The sequence below is a fragment of the Kurthia gibsonii genome, assembly GCF_006539985.1.
GTDB lineage: Bacteria > Bacillota > Bacilli > Bacillales_A > Planococcaceae > Kurthia > Kurthia gibsonii.
The window spans coordinates 1-16,288 of the sequence record NZ_BJOB01000048.1 but is presented as its reverse complement, the minus strand read 5'-3'; the positions used below and the strand labels follow the sequence as shown (position 1 = coordinate 16,288).

Sequence of the window (16,288 nt, the reverse complement as noted above, 5' to 3'; positions counted from 1 at the left end):
TATCAGTGTCTCCTCTTTTAAAATTATTGAACTACTTTTACCATATGGTCGAACTCTTCACCAATAATCATCCAAGGTCCTGAATACACATAACCTATTTTTTCATATAAGTGACGTGCACGTTTTTTCTGTAACTCGACACTTAATGATAATTTTGGATAACCCTGTTCTTTACATAACGTTTCCGCATATTTTAATAAGATTGTGCCAATTCCTTGACCTCTAAACTGAGGGTCGACACAAACAGTATCAATATAAAATTCATCTGGGTTTGCTTCTACTTCGATGGTCTGAACAGATGCGTTTTTAGCAGCTAACCACTTTTCAAGTTGCGCATCGAGTGATACGGCTTGATCACCACCATAAACAACCATCATACCTGCCACTTCACCATTACACTCGGCAACGTATGTGTTGAGGTAAGAGTTTCGGTTATCCTCACGCTCAAACAGTTCAATCAGCCCTTCAATGACTGCTTCAGGTGTCTCCTCTCCTGTGATACGATTAGCAATCTCGCCAATAGCATCTACAATAAGTGGCGCAACCTTTGAACCATCTTTTATCTGGGCTTGTCTAACTTTGATCTCCATTGTTATCAAACTCCTTTGTACACTCGCCATTATAACAGATTTGTTTCATAAAGTATAAAATAAGGGTATTTCGAAATAAATAAGTCTCAAAAGATACTTTTGTGTTGTCAGACTTCATGGTACGATAGAAGGAAGATATTTTATGAAGGAGCTTAATACATGTTACAACCAACTAGAGATTTCGTCTTGATTTATGGGGATGCTTTTGTAGACTATATTGCAAATGATATAACGAATACAACGTTTACAAAATATTTGGGGGGTACAACAATTAATGTCGCAGCTGGAGTTAGTCGAATTGGTGCACCTTCTGCAATTATTACAGTAACAGGAGACGATGAAACTTCTCAATTTGTACGCAATGAGTTAAAAAATGAAGGGGTTAACACAGAGTATGCGCAAATTATTCCAGAAAAGCGTGTAACAGGTGTAGAAGTACATCTGACAGAAGATTATGATCGCATTTTTACGAATTATTCAGATGAGACACCAGACATTCAAGTCGATTCAACTCATTTAGATGACCGTGCTTTTGAACGTGCTTCAGTTTTTAGTTTTTGCTCAAATACGATGTTTCAAGAGACAGCGCTTGAAACGACACGTGTAGCAGTAAAAAAAGCAATCGAGAAAAATTGTTTAATTGCGATGGATGCGAATATTCGTCCATTACGTTGGGAAAGTCCTGAAAAGTGTTTACAAACGATTAGTGAGTTTTTACCGTATGTAAATGTAATGAAATTAGCGGATGAAGAACTATTTTTCATTACACAAACTAAAACGATTGAAGACGGAATTAAAGCATTAGCAAAATATGATTTAAAAATGTTAATGATTACAGTTGGCGAAAAAGGAACATATGTTGTATTCAACGGAAATGTACAACATGTACCTTCAATTGAGATAAATTGTGTGGATACGACTGGTGCAGGTGATGCTTTCATGTCAGGTATTTTACGTTCGATTCACTTATATGGTTTACCGAAAACGGAAAAAGAAGCATATGATTATGTTTTCTTTTCAAATCAATTAGGTGCTTTAACTGCTACAAGAGCAGGTGCAATTACTGCAATTCCGCACTTACATGAAATTGATCGATTAATTAAGCCATAAATAATGGAGGAGGGAGCTCAATATGGGCTTCCTCCTTTATTACTTATATATTTAATTCTTTAATAATACGTTCATCATGTATATAACCATCATCTACTTCAATTTCATACGTTTTACCTTTGTACATAAATTTAAAGCGACCGTTATCAAAATCTGTACTTAGCTCTTTATAAAAAAGCCCTTCACAGATGAACTTATCAGGTAAATCGAAATAAATACGATAGACACCTTCATCGTCTACTAGATAAGCCCGAATCGCTTTCTCATAAAGGTGATCTTCTACGTGAATTTGTCGATCAACAGATATAACATGGATGTCAACGAAAGGTAATGCTTTTAGCAATTGATTAATAAATGAGCCTTTCGTAATTTCTTCCCAGCGACTTTGTGCAGTTTGTCCGATAATTACTTGTGTAATATTGAGATCATTACAAACTTCTGCAATAACTTGTTGAATAGGACGATCTTCATTTGTTTTTAAAATTAAATCATCAATCTCAAATTCTACAGCTAGATTTTGCCAATGTAAAAGGTCAGCTTCTTGTGATGAGTCAAATTCTTCTCGAGATTGACGACTAATGTTCAGTACATATAAAGGGCAATCAAGCATTGTAGCAATTTTATGTCCACGACGAATTAAACGTTCGCCATTTGGTCCGTAATATACACATACTAGTATGCTTTCGTCCATACGTCCATGGAATTTCAAATAAAATCACCTGTCCTTTTAAGTCATAAATTTTCAGTAGTAGATAACGCTTCATACATGAAAGAAATGCTTACTTCATGTATAATTTACATATAAATGTGTTTAAAATAGAATTTTTCCTTACTATTTCATTTATAACACATTATACAGTTAATTCCAAAAAGACGAAACGTTTTTTTATTTGCTGATTCAACTTCTTATTATGGTGAATCTGCAACCAATAATCAAGTAATTCAAAAAAACAGCATATATTAGCGATGGAGGGATTTTTATTTGATTACAAAATGGGCTATTTTATTACCCTTCTTCATGGCAATCCTTATTCCTATTTTGCACACAAGAATTCGTAAGTTCCATTTAGGTTGGGTTGCTTTAGCAGTACCGTTTATACTTTTTATTGCGTTACTACGCTTTCTTCCACAAATCGCATCAGGCGATACAATCTCTCATTCATGGCGATGGATTCCGTCTTACAATTTGACGTTTACTACATATTTAGACGGTTTGAGTATGCTTTTTGCATTACTCATCACAGGGATTGGTACACTCGTTATTTTATACTCCATATTTTATCTTTCAAAAAAAGAAGCATTACACAAGTTTTATTGCTACTTACTATTATTTATGACCGCCATGTTAGGCGTTGTCTTTTCAGATCATCTTATTATGTTGTACTTCTTTTGGGAGCTTACAAGCATTGCCTCCTTCTTACTAATCGCTTTTTGGCATCATCGAAAAGCTTCACGTCGTGGTGCACAAAAATCCATGTTGATTACAGTCACAGGCGGCATCATTATGCTGATGGGTTTTTTAATTCTCGCACATGAAATGGACAGCTATAGTATCCGCACAATCATCTCTACGATTTCAATCGAAAATTTAAATAGGCCACTATACTTAGCCATGCTTTTTGTATTACTTGGCGCATTTACAAAATCTGCTCAGTTTCCATTCCACATTTGGTTACCTGATGCGATGGAAGCACCTACGCCTGTCAGTGCTTATCTACATTCAGCTACGATGGTGAAAGCCGGTATTTATATTGTGGCGCGCTTTACGCCAATTTTTGCATACAATCTTTCATGGTTTTGGATTGTGAGTATTGTTGGACTTATTACATTATTCTGGGGTTCTTTTAATGCAATTAAACAGAACGATTTAAAAGCACTTCTCGCTTTTTCAACGGTTAGCCAACTGGGGTTAATTATGAGTTTGCTTGGAATGGGTTCCGTTGTATATGCCACAACAGGAGAAATAACGGACGTTATTTATACACAAGCAACGTTTGCTGCACTCTTTCATCTAGTCAATCATTCCACATTTAAGGGTGCTTTATTTATGATGGTTGGTATTTTAGATCATGAGGTCGGAACACGTGATTTACGACGATTAGGTGGTCTCATAACGATTATGCCCATTACGTTTTCAATTGCTTTAATTGGTGGGTTCTCAATGGCAGGTTTACCATTATTTAATGGTTTCCTCAGTAAAGAGATGTTTTTTGAAGCGACACTTGCTATTCAAGAGATGAATGTGCATAGTTGGATTGTTTTATTCCCTGTAATCGCTTGGGTTGCAAGTGTTTTCACATTCGTTTATTGCTTTATTTTAGTCTTTAAAACATTCTTCGGTTCAGCAGACAAGCTACCGACAGATCGTAAAATTCATGAAGCGCCGATTGGCATGCTGATGTCACCTGTTATTTTAGCCGTATCGATTATCTTTATTTTCTTCTTCCCAAATATCCTTGGGAAATTCGTAATTGGTAGTGCGATGCAAAGTGTTTACCCAACAGTACAGCCATTTGAGCAGATGACGCCTACAATTGCTGCATGGCATGGATTCAATACAGCGCTCTTTATGACGATAGGTGTTATCGTATTCGGGATTATCCTGTATTTGTCATGGCCAAAATGGAATCGCATTTATAATCGTCTTCCTGAAAAATGGACGCTTAATTATTTATATAATCAGTTGCTTGAAGAAGCAGAGATTGTCGGAAAATTCGTAACAGATTTATATATGACGGGGTCAGTTCGTCATTATTTAATGTATATTTACGTATTTTTTATTTTCATTGTGGGTGGTTACTTTATTCAAAGTCACATTTTCGCAATTGATTTAGAAGACCAAGCACCTGTGGAATGGTTTGAGATTTTATTGATGTTTGTTATGGCAGGAGCCGCCATCTTCTTGCTCTTCGCGAAATCAAGACTGACAGCAGTTGTGTCAAATGGTGTCCTTGGTTTAGGTGTCGCGATGTTATTTGTTGTCTTTAGAGCACCTGATTTGGCACTTACACAACTTGTTGTTGAATCAGTGACAACGGTATTGTTTTTATTAAGTTTTGCTTATTTACCTGAATGGTCGAAGGAACAAAAGTCAAAAGCAACAAAGTCGATGAATTTGCTGATTTCTCTTACAGCTGGTGCGCTTGTTATGGCCATCTCATTTACTGTATTGAATTATAGTGAGTTCAAAACCATTTCAGGATTTTTTGAAAATGCCTATGAATTAGCTGGTGGTGCAAATATTGTTAATACAATTTTAGGTGATTTCCGAGCTTTTGATACGATGTTAGAGGTTGTCGTGCTTCTCGTTGCAGGCTTAGGTGTGTATACACTTATTAAGTTTAGAGCAAGAAAGGGGCAGAAGAAATATGAAGATTAATGATGTTATTTTAAAAACGGTTGTACAATTTGTTGTCTTTATTATTTTAACGATTGCTATCTATCTATTCTTTGCAGGTCACTATACACCAGGCGGCGGCTTTGTAGCAGGTTTAGTGTTAGCTTCTGCTGCCATACTACTGTATATCACGTATGATACTGAAAAAGTTAAAAATGGGTTGCCGATTGATTTTAAAGTCGTTGCAGCAATTGGCGTAGCATTAGCAATAACGACAGGAATTGTCCCAACCTTATTCGGTAAACCATTTTTAGATATGAGCTCTACGTCTGTACACTTCCCCTTAATTGGAGAAAAGGAAATTGCGACAGTCATGTTGTTTGAACTCGGTGTTGCACTAACAGTCGTAGGTGTTGTGATGACAATTATTTTAAGTATTAGTGAGGGGAGAGATGATTAATTTATGGAGACACTCATGGTTTGTTTAATCGGTATTTTTGTAGTAGTAGCTACCTATCTTCTCCTTTCAAAAAATCTAATTCGTATTATTTTAGGAACTGCTTTATTATCACATGCTGTTCATTTATTAATTTTAACAATTGGGGAAGTGAAGAAGGGTGATGTCCCTTTATTAAAAGAAACACCAGGGCCTTATACAGATGCGCTACCCCAAGCATTAATTCTAACCGCAATTGTGATTAGCTTTGCTGTAACTGCATTCTTATTAGTACTAGCTTACCGTGTTTATGCGACGAATAAGACGGATAATGTAGAAAAGTTAAGGGGCGATGAATATGAATAATTTAGTTGTCATGCCCATGCTTATTCCGTTATGTGTAGCAGTCATTTTAATTTTTTTCCGTACGTATATTAAATTACAAAAAATTGGTGTCTTACTTGCGATGCTGTTGCTCATTGTTACGAATATTTTTCTTCTCGTGACGGTAAAAGAACAAGGTATTCAAACATTATACTTTGGTGGTTGGGAAGCACCCTTTGGTATCACATTCGTGGCGGATTCATTTGCGATGTTGCTCGTTTTAACCGCAAGTATTGTGGCATTATGTTGCTTTCTATATGCTTTTTCAACTTTAACAGAGGATTATGCGAAAAACTTTGCCTATCCATTAATGCTGTTCATGATTGCCGGAGTGAATGGTTCATTTTTAACAGGAGATTTATTTAACTTATTTGTCTGTTTTGAAGTAATGTTATTAGCTTCATATGTATTGATTACACTTGGTGGTGGGAAAGAGCGTTTAAGAGAGTCCTTAAAGTATGTCATCATTAATATTTTTGCTTCATGGCTCTTTTTAGTAGGACTTGCGATGATCTACGGTACGCTTGGTACATTGAATATGGCACATCTAGCTGAGCGTGTACATCAAATCCATCAAGGACCTGTTTTAACAACGGTTGCACTTATTTTCTTAATTGTATTTGCATTAAAAGCAGGACTCTTCCTATTTTATTGGTTACCAGGATCGTATCGTGTTCCTGAAACAGCCATTGCAGCATTGTTCGGTGCCTTATTAACGAAGGTAGGCATCTACGCATTATTCCGCACATTCACATTAATTTTTACTGTTCAAGAAAATATCACGCATACATTAATCGGTATATTAGCTTGTGCAACCATTATACTTGGAAGCTTTGGTGCGATAGGTTACCGCGATTTACGTCAAATTGTTGGCTATAACGTGGTCATCGGTGTAGGCTTTGTCTTACTCGGTTTGTATGCGAATCAAACAGAGGCACTTGAGGGCGCTATTTATTATTTTATGCATGATTTTATTGTGAAAGCTCTCTTATTTTTAATGATTGGGACGATGATTTATATAACAGGACGTATTCGTTTTGATGAAATTAAAGGATTGATTCATCACTTTCCACTCTTTGGTTGGCTTTTTTTCCTGATGATGTTATCACTTGCTGGAATTCCTCCATTTAGTGGTTTTATCGGTAAGATGCTACTAGGTGTTGGATTAGTTGACGAAGGTATGTATATTACATTGTTGCTTGGTTTTTTATCAAGTATTGTGGTGTTGTACTCACTACTACGCGTCTTTTTAAAATCAATTTTTGGTGAGTCTATGGCAAGTCATCAAATGAAAAAGCGTATTCCATTTAGTATGATGCTTGCGATGATGTTGCTGATGATTTGCACCATTGGTTTAGGTGTAGGTGCAGAAGTAGCAGCACCATTTGTGAAAGATGCTGCACATGTATTAACAAATCCATCGGTTTATATTCAAGCCGTCTTATATCCAGAGGGGGGCTAACGTGTTATTTCAATTATTTTTAAACATGGTGATAGCGGTCCTATGGATGCTTTTAAAAGATGAGGATCGCGTGAATTTGACGACATTTTTTACAGGGTATTTGATTGGAATACTCGTAATGTATTTAATGCATCGATTTTTTGGACAGCCTTTTTACATAAAAAAAGTCTGGTCTATTATAAAATTATTGTTTTTATTTTTAAAAGAATTAATCGTTTCAAGTGCAGTCGTTTTAAAGCAAATTTGCAGTCCTAAAATGAATATTACACCGGGGATTTTCACTTATGAAACAGCACTTCAAAGCGATTTAGAGATTACAGCACTTGCTTTGTTATTAACACTAACACCTGGCTCTGTCGTCATGGAAATTACAGAAGATGGACATACTTTTTATATTCATGCGATGGATATAGAACAATCAAAAGTAGATGTACTTCGTTCTATGAGTCGATTTGAACAGGCAATTATGGAGGTGACACGTACATGATTACACTCATTTTAAAAGTGGCGCTCGTCTTTTTTGCGCTAACCATCGTTATTTCATTTTATCGTGTAGTAAAAGGACCTTCGATGCCAGACCGCATTGTTGCCTTAGATACAATTGGGGTTAATCTATTATCAATGGTAGCTATCGTCTCCATTGTATTTGAAACAAAAGCCTATTTAGAAGTAATCTTAATCTTAGGAATCCTTTCTTTCATTGGTACGATTGCTTTTAGTAAGTTTTTAGAGAGGGGAGTCATCATTGAACATAAATCAGATCGGTGAATGGATTGCTGCTGTCGTCATTTTATTTGCTAGTATGATGAGCTTGGTGAGTGCTTTTGGTTTAATTCGAATGCCTGATGTTTATACACGTTCACATGCGGCAACAAAGAGTTCAACACTTGCCGTTATGTTAGCTCTTGTAGGAGCCTTCCTTTACTTTTTTGCACATGAAGGTGAAGTGAGCGTTCGTTTATTACTTGGAATTGTCTTTGTCTTTTTAACAGCGCCTGTAGCAGGACATCTCATTTGTCGTGCTGCTTATCGTTCAGGTGTACCACTTGCAGAACAGTCAGGTGAAGATGCTTTAAAAAAATTCATACCAAAACAGCAGGAGGAGAAAAAATGAAAATAGCTATATTCGGTGCGACAGGGCGAGTAGGTTCTATTTTTATGCAACATGCCTTAGATGAAGGATATGAAGTACAAGCGCTCATTCGTAAAGGGCGAGATGTAACACCTCATGAAAATTTAACAATTATACGTGGGGATGTAACAAATATAAAGGATGTAAATCAAACAATTGATGGTTGTGATGCGGTATTCTCGGGCTTAAATACAGATGGTACAACAACGCTTTCACAATCAATTGCACATATTATTGAGGTAATGGAGAACAAAAAGATTGATCGTATCGTCACTATAGGGACGGCTGGTATTGTAGAAAGTCGAGTGGAACCAGGGAAGCTACGCTATTTATCAAGTGAATCACGCCAGCGAGTTAAGTTCGCTGCAGGTGAACATGAGAAAGTGTATCGTGCTTTGGCAGAAAGTGGGCTTGATTGGACGATTATTTGTCCGACTGCATTAGTGAGTGAACCGCGTGTAGGCGTATATCGATATGAAAAAGATTATTTGCCGCTCGATGGACGCCGAATTTCTATTTATGACACAGCAGACTTAGCTTTTGAAGCTTTACGTGAACATTTATTCACATATAAACGAGTAGGAATTGCTTATTAGTAAGGGGGCATGATGCAAATGGGTAAGCAAGGATTTGTATCATTTATTAAACAGTCAATTAGAGGTGCTTTTATGAGTGCAAGTGCAAAAGAACCGCAGCCAGAAACAGAAAAAGAACGTTGGTTTCGTGCAGTACAAGAAAGTGACATCTATGCATTAAAGCACTTATTGAAATTAGAGTTCCCAATTAATCAAGTGAATGAACGTGGGCGTACAGCGCTCATGATTGCCACATACAATCGAGATGAAAAAACAGCTGCTTTTTTAATTGAACAAGGGGCAGATGTGAACAAACGAGACGATCGTTTAAATTCACCTTTTCTTTACGCCGCGGCAGAAGGCTATTTAGAAATTTTAAAGCTGATGGGTTCAAAAGGCGATGTGAAAGTCGTGAATCGTTATGGTGGTATTGGGATTATTCCTGCGAGTGAGAGAGCACACTTAGAAACATTGGAATGGTTATTAAAAAATACAGCGAGTGATGTGAACCATGTGAATAATCTTGGTTGGACAGCTCTTTTAGAAGCGATTATTTTAGGGGATGGCACAGATAAATATGTCAAAACGGTACAATTGCTTTTACGTTACGGTGCAAGTCCGGATATCGCAGATCGTGATGGTGTAACCCCGATTGAACATGCTGAAAAATTAGGTTACACGAAAATTTTAAAACTGTTAGAGGCATAAAAACATCCTATACAAGGGGAAAGGGGATACCTTTTGTATAGGGTGTTTTTTGCATCATGCTATAATTTTAGACGAAGATGAAAAAGAAGGGTGATACGATGAAAAAAAGAAAATTCGGTTCATGCACAACGATGCTAGTTGGGAAAAAAGCGAGTATGGATGGTTCTACAATGATTGCACGTAATGAGGATAGTGGGACAGCTAATAAAAATCCACAACGATTTATTGTCATGAATCCAGAGGACCAACCGACGTACTATACATCGGTTCAAAGTGCGTTTGAAATGCAATTACCAGAAAACCCATTACGTTATACTGCAACACCTGATGCGATGGAAGGGTTCGGTATTTGGGGAGAGTCAGGTATTAATAGCGAGAATGTTGCGATGACAGCAACCGAAACCATTACAACGAATTCACGTGTATTAGGAGCCGATCCACTCGTAGAAGATGGAATTGGTGAAGAAGATATGCTGACAATCGTATTGCCTTATATTTATTCTGCAAGAGAAGGTGTCGAACGTTTAGGTGCTATTTTAGAAGAATATGGCACATATGAATCGAATGGAATTGCTTTTTCAGATGCAGATGAGATTTGGTATATGGAGACAATTGGGGGACATCACTGGGCGGCTATTCGTATTCCAGATGATGCCTATGTTATCGCTCCAAACCGTTTTAATATTACGCATTTTGACTTTGCGTCAGATGATACACTTTGTTCAACAGGATTGAAGGAATTCATTGAAAAACATCATTTGAATCCTGATTTTGAAGGAACGAATTTACGTCATATTTTTGGAAGTGCGACGGTAAAAGATACGCGCTACAATAATCCGCGCGCTTGGTATATTCAAAAATATTTTAATCCTGAACTAGAATATGAACCAACGGAACAAAATTTACCGTTTATCTGTTATGCAAACCGTAAAATTTCAGTAGAAGATGTGAAATGGGCGTTAAGTTCACATTTTGAAAATACACCGTATGACCCATACGGTGAGGGAGAAGCAAAAGACCGCGAATTGTTCCGTACAATTGGTTTGAATCGTAATCAAGAGAGCCATATTCTTCAAATTCGCAATGATGTACCAGCGCATATCGCAGGAATTCATTGGCTTGCATTTGGTCCAAATACATTCAATGCGATGGTGCCGTTCTATGCGAATGTGACGGATACACCTGCCTGTTATCGTGATACAGAGGAAGATTTTGATATTACAAAGATGCATTGGTTAAGTCATACAATCGCGTTACTAGGTGATACGAACTTCGGATTGTACCATGACATGCACAGTGCATATGAACAAAAAGTAGTCGCTGCTTGTCGTAATTTACAACAAAATGCAGATGAAGAAGTGGAATTACAAGATGATTTACACAGCTATTTAGAAGCAGTGAATGAGCGCTATGCAAAAATCGCTTTTGATGAGACGAATAAATTACTTGGTAATATGGTGCTAGCAGGAACGAAGAAGATGAAATTGAGCTATAGTTTATCTGATTAACACGATCATAAAATAGAAAAGAGACTAAGACAAGCGTATTTTCAACAGAGCAAATCCCGTATGGTTTAGACATCATACGGGATTATTCATTTGCACCCATTCCCGCTTCGAAAAACGAATAGAGGTAGGCAAGAAAAGACCGCAACGTCCTGTTACAAATCTTGCCCCATTACTTAAAATAATTTATGATTTAATCTTTGAATAAAAAATCGAGTCTTTTTAGTAATAGAGCTGATGGGATGAATGGAAATACAGCATCACGACTTTTCGTAAGTAATGGATTCCCCCATTGAGCTGCCCAGCCAATCTTACGAGATAAAGTTGTTACTTTTTTTGTTTTAGCGTGTCGTTTTTGATTGTAGTACGTCGCGGCTTGTTGAAAGTCCTTAAAGTCATGTAGTGCTTGTGAGAATACGAGTGCATCTTCAATCGCCTGTCCAGCGCCTTGTCCCATATTTGGCGTAGTCGCATGTGCAGCATCTCCAAGCAAAATACAGCGATTAAAATGATAGGTCTGAAGCGGTTTTAAATCATATAGATCATGCGTTAAAATGAGCTCTTGGTCCGTTTGACGAATGAGTTCAGCTACAGGCTGTGGAAAGTCTTTGAATAAATAAGCAATCTGTTCTTTTTCGAGATGGTGTAAAAAAGGGTCTTGTTCACGTGCATTGACGCACGCAAACCAATACACCTGTCCATCTTTAATTGGTGCATAGCCAAATCGTCCGATTCGATCCCATATCTCCACAGATGTATGTGGTTGTACAAGCTCATCTGCTTTTGCGACACCACGCCAGCACATGTAACCAGCATAGCGTGGTTTACTATTTGGTACATATTGTTGACGAATGGACGAATGAAGTCCATCTGCTGCAATGACATAATCACATGTAGCGGTTGTTCCATCTTCAAAATGAACGTTACAACCATCTTCTAGCTGCTCTACTTGAATGCAGCGCTTGTGCAGATGAAGTGTATGTGGAAGCAATTGATTATAGAGTGCTTGATGTAAGTCGGCACGTTGAATTGTGATATTCGATTGTCCAAAACGTTTTTGAAATGAACTAAAGTCGATGGAATTTAAAATGGTTCCTTTTTTATTTAAAAATAATTGTGTTTTTAAAATCGTTCCATTTTGTTGAATGGCTTCACCAATACCTAATTTAACAAGAGCTTGCATCGCATTTGAACCAATCCCAATTCCAGCACCAATCGGTTTAAAAGATGAAGCTGCATCATATACGTGAACATCTAAGCCTTGTTGTTGAAGTGCGTAGGCAGTACATAAACCACCAATTCCTCCACCAATAACGATGAGATTCATAGAAAAAGCCACCTTTTTAAAGTAATATAGTTAGTATAAAGGGAAAAATAGAAACTTGCTTGTACGATGCTTTAGTTTCTTTATGGGAGGAAGGACAATGATATGGAAGATCAACATGCACAAGTTTGTCAGATAAAAAGTGAAAAGATTGAACAGATGAAAGCGCACTACATACAAGATGCAAAGAATCGATTACCACAGTATTTCTCACCTGAAAAAAGAATGTCTACGAGTCAAGGTTCGATTGAACAGCTCCAACAAAATGGCTTACCAAAAGAAATCTTTTGGAAGATGGTTGAATACAATGTGAGTGCAAAAGAAGGATTATCTTTATCAAATTTGGATGAAATTTCAGAATATATTGATTTTCTAGCTTCTGAATATGTTGTGTATCATGAACGTGTGAAGCGTGATTATGTAGGTGAAGAACGCACACAGCAAATTGAAGAACTAGAAACGATTTTTAGACGTTGTTTTGAGCGTATGGCAGCGGTTTATACGCGCTCAGTTGGTAAATTTTTTGAACGTAACGATATACCAGATGAATCACAAGTCATGCAAAAATCGATTGCAGAATTATTTTTACGTAAAGTACATCAATATAATGAGTTTATTCAAATGGAACCAGATTACGCAGAAATTCAAGGTACAAATGAAGAATGGTTATTACGCGATTCCTATTTTATGGGGGATGTTCTTCGGTTAATGGTGTCTAAGCTTTATACACAGTGTACAATCATGCCAACTGATTTATACAGTGAAGCAGATTTGCGGGTAGCAGCGACGATTTATCAATCTGCTCAAAAATGGCTCATTCCACAAAAATCAACAGCTGTTAGTGAAGAACAGTTAGGAATAGAACTCGGTTTATTTGCGATTAAATTTCAAGTGGCATTGACAAAAGAAGATTTATCGCTTCATTTTAAAGAAAAGCTCGCAACAATTTTCGATTCTTTTTATGCGTACAAAATAGAAGATTTAAATCAACGACATAAAGAAGCACAAGAGCATCTATATAATCGTGAACATGCACGGTATGCACCGTTAGACGAAGAAGTTGTGCGCTATTGGACGCGTACGATGTGTGAAACGCTCGATCATAAAGGCATTTCAGCTATTTTTGAAGAAGTGATTCCATATGCTTTTGAAGAATTTAAAAAGAAAGTTCAACAAGGAAGTAAATTAGAACGTTATCAAAAAAATAATGAATGGGATCATTTTTACGCAGGTTCAGAACAAGTAAACTACCGACAATCAGCCGCATTCACTTATAAATTACGTTTAAATGACTGGCATTATTTTTTGGATAAAATGAATATGGATTTTAATTGGTATTATTTAAAATAATATGTAAATATAATGTCGAAAGAGGTTTAAAACATTATAATGTGGGTAATTGTATAAATGGCTGTTAATAAATGTAAAAATTAGTTTATTACTTGGAGAGACGTCAAAAAGTAATGCATTTGTTAATGGGGAAATCACTGCTTATGTAACTCCAATGCTGTGTGCGGTGATCGTTCGAATATATTGAGAGCATCCTCCCATAATATTGGTCTTGTTCAGCCAATTGGTGTTTTCAAACTCTATATATTGTTTGTTAGAGTCATACCTAAAAAATGCTTGGCTATTTATTAACTGAGCATTAGTAGGAATCGTTTCATTGAGCGATTCCTACTTTTCTTTAGCGCGTGACTTTACTAATTGAAAAATTACGCTATCATTAACATAGATGAAACATTGAAGGAGCGAACTAGATTGAATATTTTATCTTATATGATGGAAGAAATTTTAGACCCAACCAATATTATTGAAGGTGAACGTTACGAATTTCTATTAGAATTAGATATTGATGAAGAAGATGAATTATTCCAAGAAGAAGGAATTGATGCACGCGTCATCGTTTCTAAAAAAGAGGATGCATATGCGATTGTGACGTACTTTTTAATTGCTAAACGTGATCAAAGCTACTTAGAGTTTGCGCTTGAAGAAGATGAAGAAGAAGAAATTTTAGCATTTTGTAAAGAGCATATTCTAGCAGGAGAATAATAAATTAGGCTATATAAGAAACAGTAGAATTCAGCTGTTTCTTATTTTTATTCGAAGAGATTTGATTTTTTCTAAATAAAAAAGGGAAAGCAACTTCAGAGAAGAAGAAAGCGTTTGAAAGAAAGGGGAGGGATGTCAAATGATGGCATATTCTATGCCCATCTTAACAGCAGTGATTGTTTTTGGGATTGTAGCAGTAGCAATCTGGATTCCGTGGTTAATCTATACATATCGAAAATATGGATATTTACCACTATCGGTTCTAGTTATTTCGTTCTCATTTATATTTTATAGTTTAGCTGCATTTTTTTTAGTGATTTTACCACTACCAGCAACACGCGATACTTGTGCGATGCAAGCACCTAATACACAGCACTATTCATTAATTCCTTTTAAATTTATAGAGGATACACTAAAAGGAAATTGGTTAGATATTAAAAATCCAGCAACGTATGTCTTATTATTTAAACAACCAGCATTTTATCAAACCTTCTTCAATTTCTTATTGTTGTTACCTTTAGGTGTGTATTTGCGTTATTACTTAGTTGAAAAAGCATACTGGTGGAAAGCAACAATCGTCTTATTTTGTACAACATTATTCTTTGAAATCACGCAATTAACAGGTATTTATGGTATTTATAATTGTGCGTATCGTTTATTCGATGTGGATGATTTAATGATGAATACATTTGGTGGTGTGATTGGTTACTTTATCGCGCCAGCTGTTCTTGCTGTATTCCCATCTAAGAAAACAATTGAAGAAAGAGCTGCTTATTTAGTCAAAAAAGATGAAGTGAAGCCGATGTCTGTATTACTTGCCATTTTGATTGATTTATTCTTAGTAGATTTATCACGCCAATGGATTATGGTGTTCACAAAGCATAATGAAGTAACAAGTTTTATCGTGACGACCATATTACTGATTGTCTTTCTCGTATTGATTCCAATCATTTGGAACGGTCGAACACTGGGGACGGCTGTTATGCGCTTCCGTTATTCAAGTAAGTTATCGAAAAAGACGACGATTTCACGCTTAATTAAGCGTTTTATTGCCATCTATGTTGCTTATTTTGTAGGAGTTATTGCGGGAACACTTGATAATATTCATGTGACGATGAACTCGCCATACTATGAGGCATCTGTGCTTTTAGCACTTGGTTCCACAATAATCTTCTTCATTTTGACGATTGTAATCTTCATTCATATCATGCTTGTGATTTTTGGAAAAGGAAAACGTCGTTTCTTCTTTGATGAAGCAGCGAATCTATTTACGACAAGAAAATAAGGAGAAAGCAGTTGGTTTTATACCAGCTGTTTTTTTATTGTAAGGATTTCGTAAGGTTATGCTTCATTTATTGTAAGGATGGGAAGGTATAGTGAAAGTAACAAAAAGAAAGAGGTGTAAGACATGAATCCAATCTTACAAATCCAAGATGTACAAAAGATATTTGGAAAGGGAGCAAATCAGTTTACAGCACTCCGTGATATTAATTTTACAATCCAACGAGGTGAAATGGTTGGTATTATGGGACCAAGTGGTGCGGGTAAATCAACTCTTTTAAATATATTAGCAACAATTGATACACCAACGAATGGCAAAATATTTATGAATAATCAAAAGTTACATGAGTTAAAAGAGAAACAATTAGCTGATTTTCGTCGTGAAAATTTAG

General features: G+C 36.3%; 18 protein-coding genes. 15 read left to right on the top strand and 3 right to left on the bottom strand.

What is annotated here, in order from left to right; genetic code table 11:
- Positions 1–23: 23 nt before the first annotated feature.
- Positions 24–590, bottom strand: coding sequence for a GNAT family N-acetyltransferase (locus KGI01_RS11685; protein ID WP_141274821.1), 567 nt, complete (start codon positions 588–590; stop codon positions 24–26).
- A gap of 159 nt (positions 591–749) precedes the next feature.
- On the opposite strand from KGI01_RS11685, the gene KGI01_RS11680 reads away from it, so the two are divergent.
- Positions 750–1,700 (top strand): carbohydrate kinase family protein, encoded by a 951-nt coding sequence (locus tag KGI01_RS11680; protein WP_141274820.1) that lies wholly within the window; start codon positions 750–752, stop codon positions 1,698–1,700.
- A 43-nt stretch (positions 1,701–1,743) separates the two neighbouring features.
- On the opposite strand, the gene KGI01_RS11675 is transcribed toward KGI01_RS11680, so the two are convergent.
- Positions 1,744–2,409: an adenine nucleotide alpha hydrolase family protein gene (locus tag KGI01_RS11675; RefSeq protein ID WP_255314789.1), complete on the bottom strand. Its 666-nt coding sequence runs from the start codon at positions 2,407–2,409 to the stop codon at positions 1,744–1,746.
- Between the two features lie 273 nt (positions 2,410–2,682).
- Here KGI01_RS11675 and KGI01_RS11670 point away from each other — a divergent pair, with 273 nt between their 5' ends.
- The 10 genes from KGI01_RS11670 to KGI01_RS11625 all read left to right on the top strand — a co-directional run bounded on the left by KGI01_RS11670 (position 2,683) and on the right by KGI01_RS11625 (position 11,242).
- The gene (locus KGI01_RS11670; RefSeq protein ID WP_141274819.1) at positions 2,683–5,079 is read left to right on the top strand and encodes a Na+/H+ antiporter subunit A; all 2,397 of its coding nucleotides are present in this window, start codon (positions 2,683–2,685) and stop codon (positions 5,077–5,079) included.
- Positions 5,069–5,497: a Na(+)/H(+) antiporter subunit B gene (locus KGI01_RS11665; RefSeq protein WP_141274818.1), complete on the top strand. Its 429-nt coding sequence runs from the start codon at positions 5,069–5,071 to the stop codon at positions 5,495–5,497. Before KGI01_RS11670 ends, KGI01_RS11665 begins: the two co-directional genes overlap by 11 nt.
- A gap of 3 nt (positions 5,498–5,500) precedes the next feature.
- The gene (locus tag KGI01_RS11660) at positions 5,501–5,839 is read left to right on the top strand and encodes a Na(+)/H(+) antiporter subunit C (protein WP_141274817.1); all 339 of its coding nucleotides are present in this window, start codon (positions 5,501–5,503) and stop codon (positions 5,837–5,839) included.
- The gene (locus KGI01_RS11655) at positions 5,832–7,319 is read left to right on the top strand and encodes a Na+/H+ antiporter subunit D (RefSeq protein ID WP_141274816.1); all 1,488 of its coding nucleotides are present in this window, start codon (positions 5,832–5,834) and stop codon (positions 7,317–7,319) included. The genes KGI01_RS11660 and KGI01_RS11655 overlap by 8 nt, the downstream gene beginning before the upstream one ends.
- A gap of 1 nt (position 7,320) precedes the next feature.
- The gene (locus KGI01_RS11650; protein ID WP_087680985.1) at positions 7,321–7,806 is read left to right on the top strand and encodes a Na+/H+ antiporter subunit E; all 486 of its coding nucleotides are present in this window, start codon (positions 7,321–7,323) and stop codon (positions 7,804–7,806) included.
- Positions 7,803–8,087, top strand: coding sequence for a Na(+)/H(+) antiporter subunit F1 (locus tag KGI01_RS11645; protein WP_068456636.1), 285 nt, complete (start codon positions 7,803–7,805; stop codon positions 8,085–8,087). Before KGI01_RS11650 ends, KGI01_RS11645 begins: the two co-directional genes overlap by 4 nt.
- Complete coding sequence (locus KGI01_RS11640) at positions 8,065–8,433, top strand: Na+/H+ antiporter subunit G (RefSeq protein WP_087680984.1); 369 nt, start codon at positions 8,065–8,067, stop codon at positions 8,431–8,433. Before KGI01_RS11645 ends, KGI01_RS11640 begins: the two co-directional genes overlap by 23 nt.
- Positions 8,430–9,047, top strand: coding sequence for an NAD(P)-dependent oxidoreductase (locus KGI01_RS11635; RefSeq protein ID WP_141274815.1), 618 nt, complete (start codon positions 8,430–8,432; stop codon positions 9,045–9,047). The genes KGI01_RS11640 and KGI01_RS11635 overlap by 4 nt, the downstream gene beginning before the upstream one ends.
- Positions 9,048–9,065: 18 nt before the next feature.
- Positions 9,066–9,734, top strand: coding sequence for an ankyrin repeat domain-containing protein (locus KGI01_RS11630; protein WP_255314788.1), 669 nt, complete (start codon positions 9,066–9,068; stop codon positions 9,732–9,734).
- A gap of 98 nt (positions 9,735–9,832) precedes the next feature.
- Positions 9,833–11,242, top strand: coding sequence for a C69 family dipeptidase (locus KGI01_RS11625; protein WP_141274814.1), 1,410 nt, complete (start codon positions 9,833–9,835; stop codon positions 11,240–11,242).
- Positions 11,243–11,432: 190 nt separating this feature from the next.
- Here KGI01_RS11625 and KGI01_RS11620 read toward each other — a convergent pair whose 3' ends face one another.
- Positions 11,433–12,566, bottom strand: a complete 1,134-nt coding sequence (locus KGI01_RS11620) for an FAD-dependent oxidoreductase (RefSeq protein WP_141274813.1) — start codon at positions 12,564–12,566, stop codon at positions 11,433–11,435.
- 102 nt (positions 12,567–12,668) lie between these two features.
- Here KGI01_RS11620 and KGI01_RS11615 point away from each other — a divergent pair, with 102 nt between their 5' ends.
- The 4 genes from KGI01_RS11615 to KGI01_RS11600 form a co-directional block, all read left to right on the top strand.
- Positions 12,669–13,913 carry a hypothetical protein gene (locus KGI01_RS11615; RefSeq protein ID WP_141274812.1) on the top strand — a complete coding sequence of 415 codons (1,245 nt, stop codon included), beginning with the start codon at positions 12,669–12,671 and terminating at the stop codon, positions 13,911–13,913.
- Positions 13,914–14,324: 411 nt separating this feature from the next.
- The gene (locus KGI01_RS11610) at positions 14,325–14,615 is read left to right on the top strand and encodes a DUF6509 family protein (RefSeq protein ID WP_141274811.1); all 291 of its coding nucleotides are present in this window, start codon (positions 14,325–14,327) and stop codon (positions 14,613–14,615) included.
- Between the two features lie 139 nt (positions 14,616–14,754).
- Complete coding sequence (locus KGI01_RS11605; RefSeq protein WP_141274810.1) at positions 14,755–15,900, top strand: VanZ family protein; 1,146 nt, start codon at positions 14,755–14,757, stop codon at positions 15,898–15,900.
- Positions 15,901–16,023: 123 nt separating this feature from the next.
- Positions 16,024–16,288 (top strand): ATP-binding cassette domain-containing protein (locus KGI01_RS11600; RefSeq protein WP_141274809.1); only part of this gene is annotated, 265 nt, incomplete at its 3' end.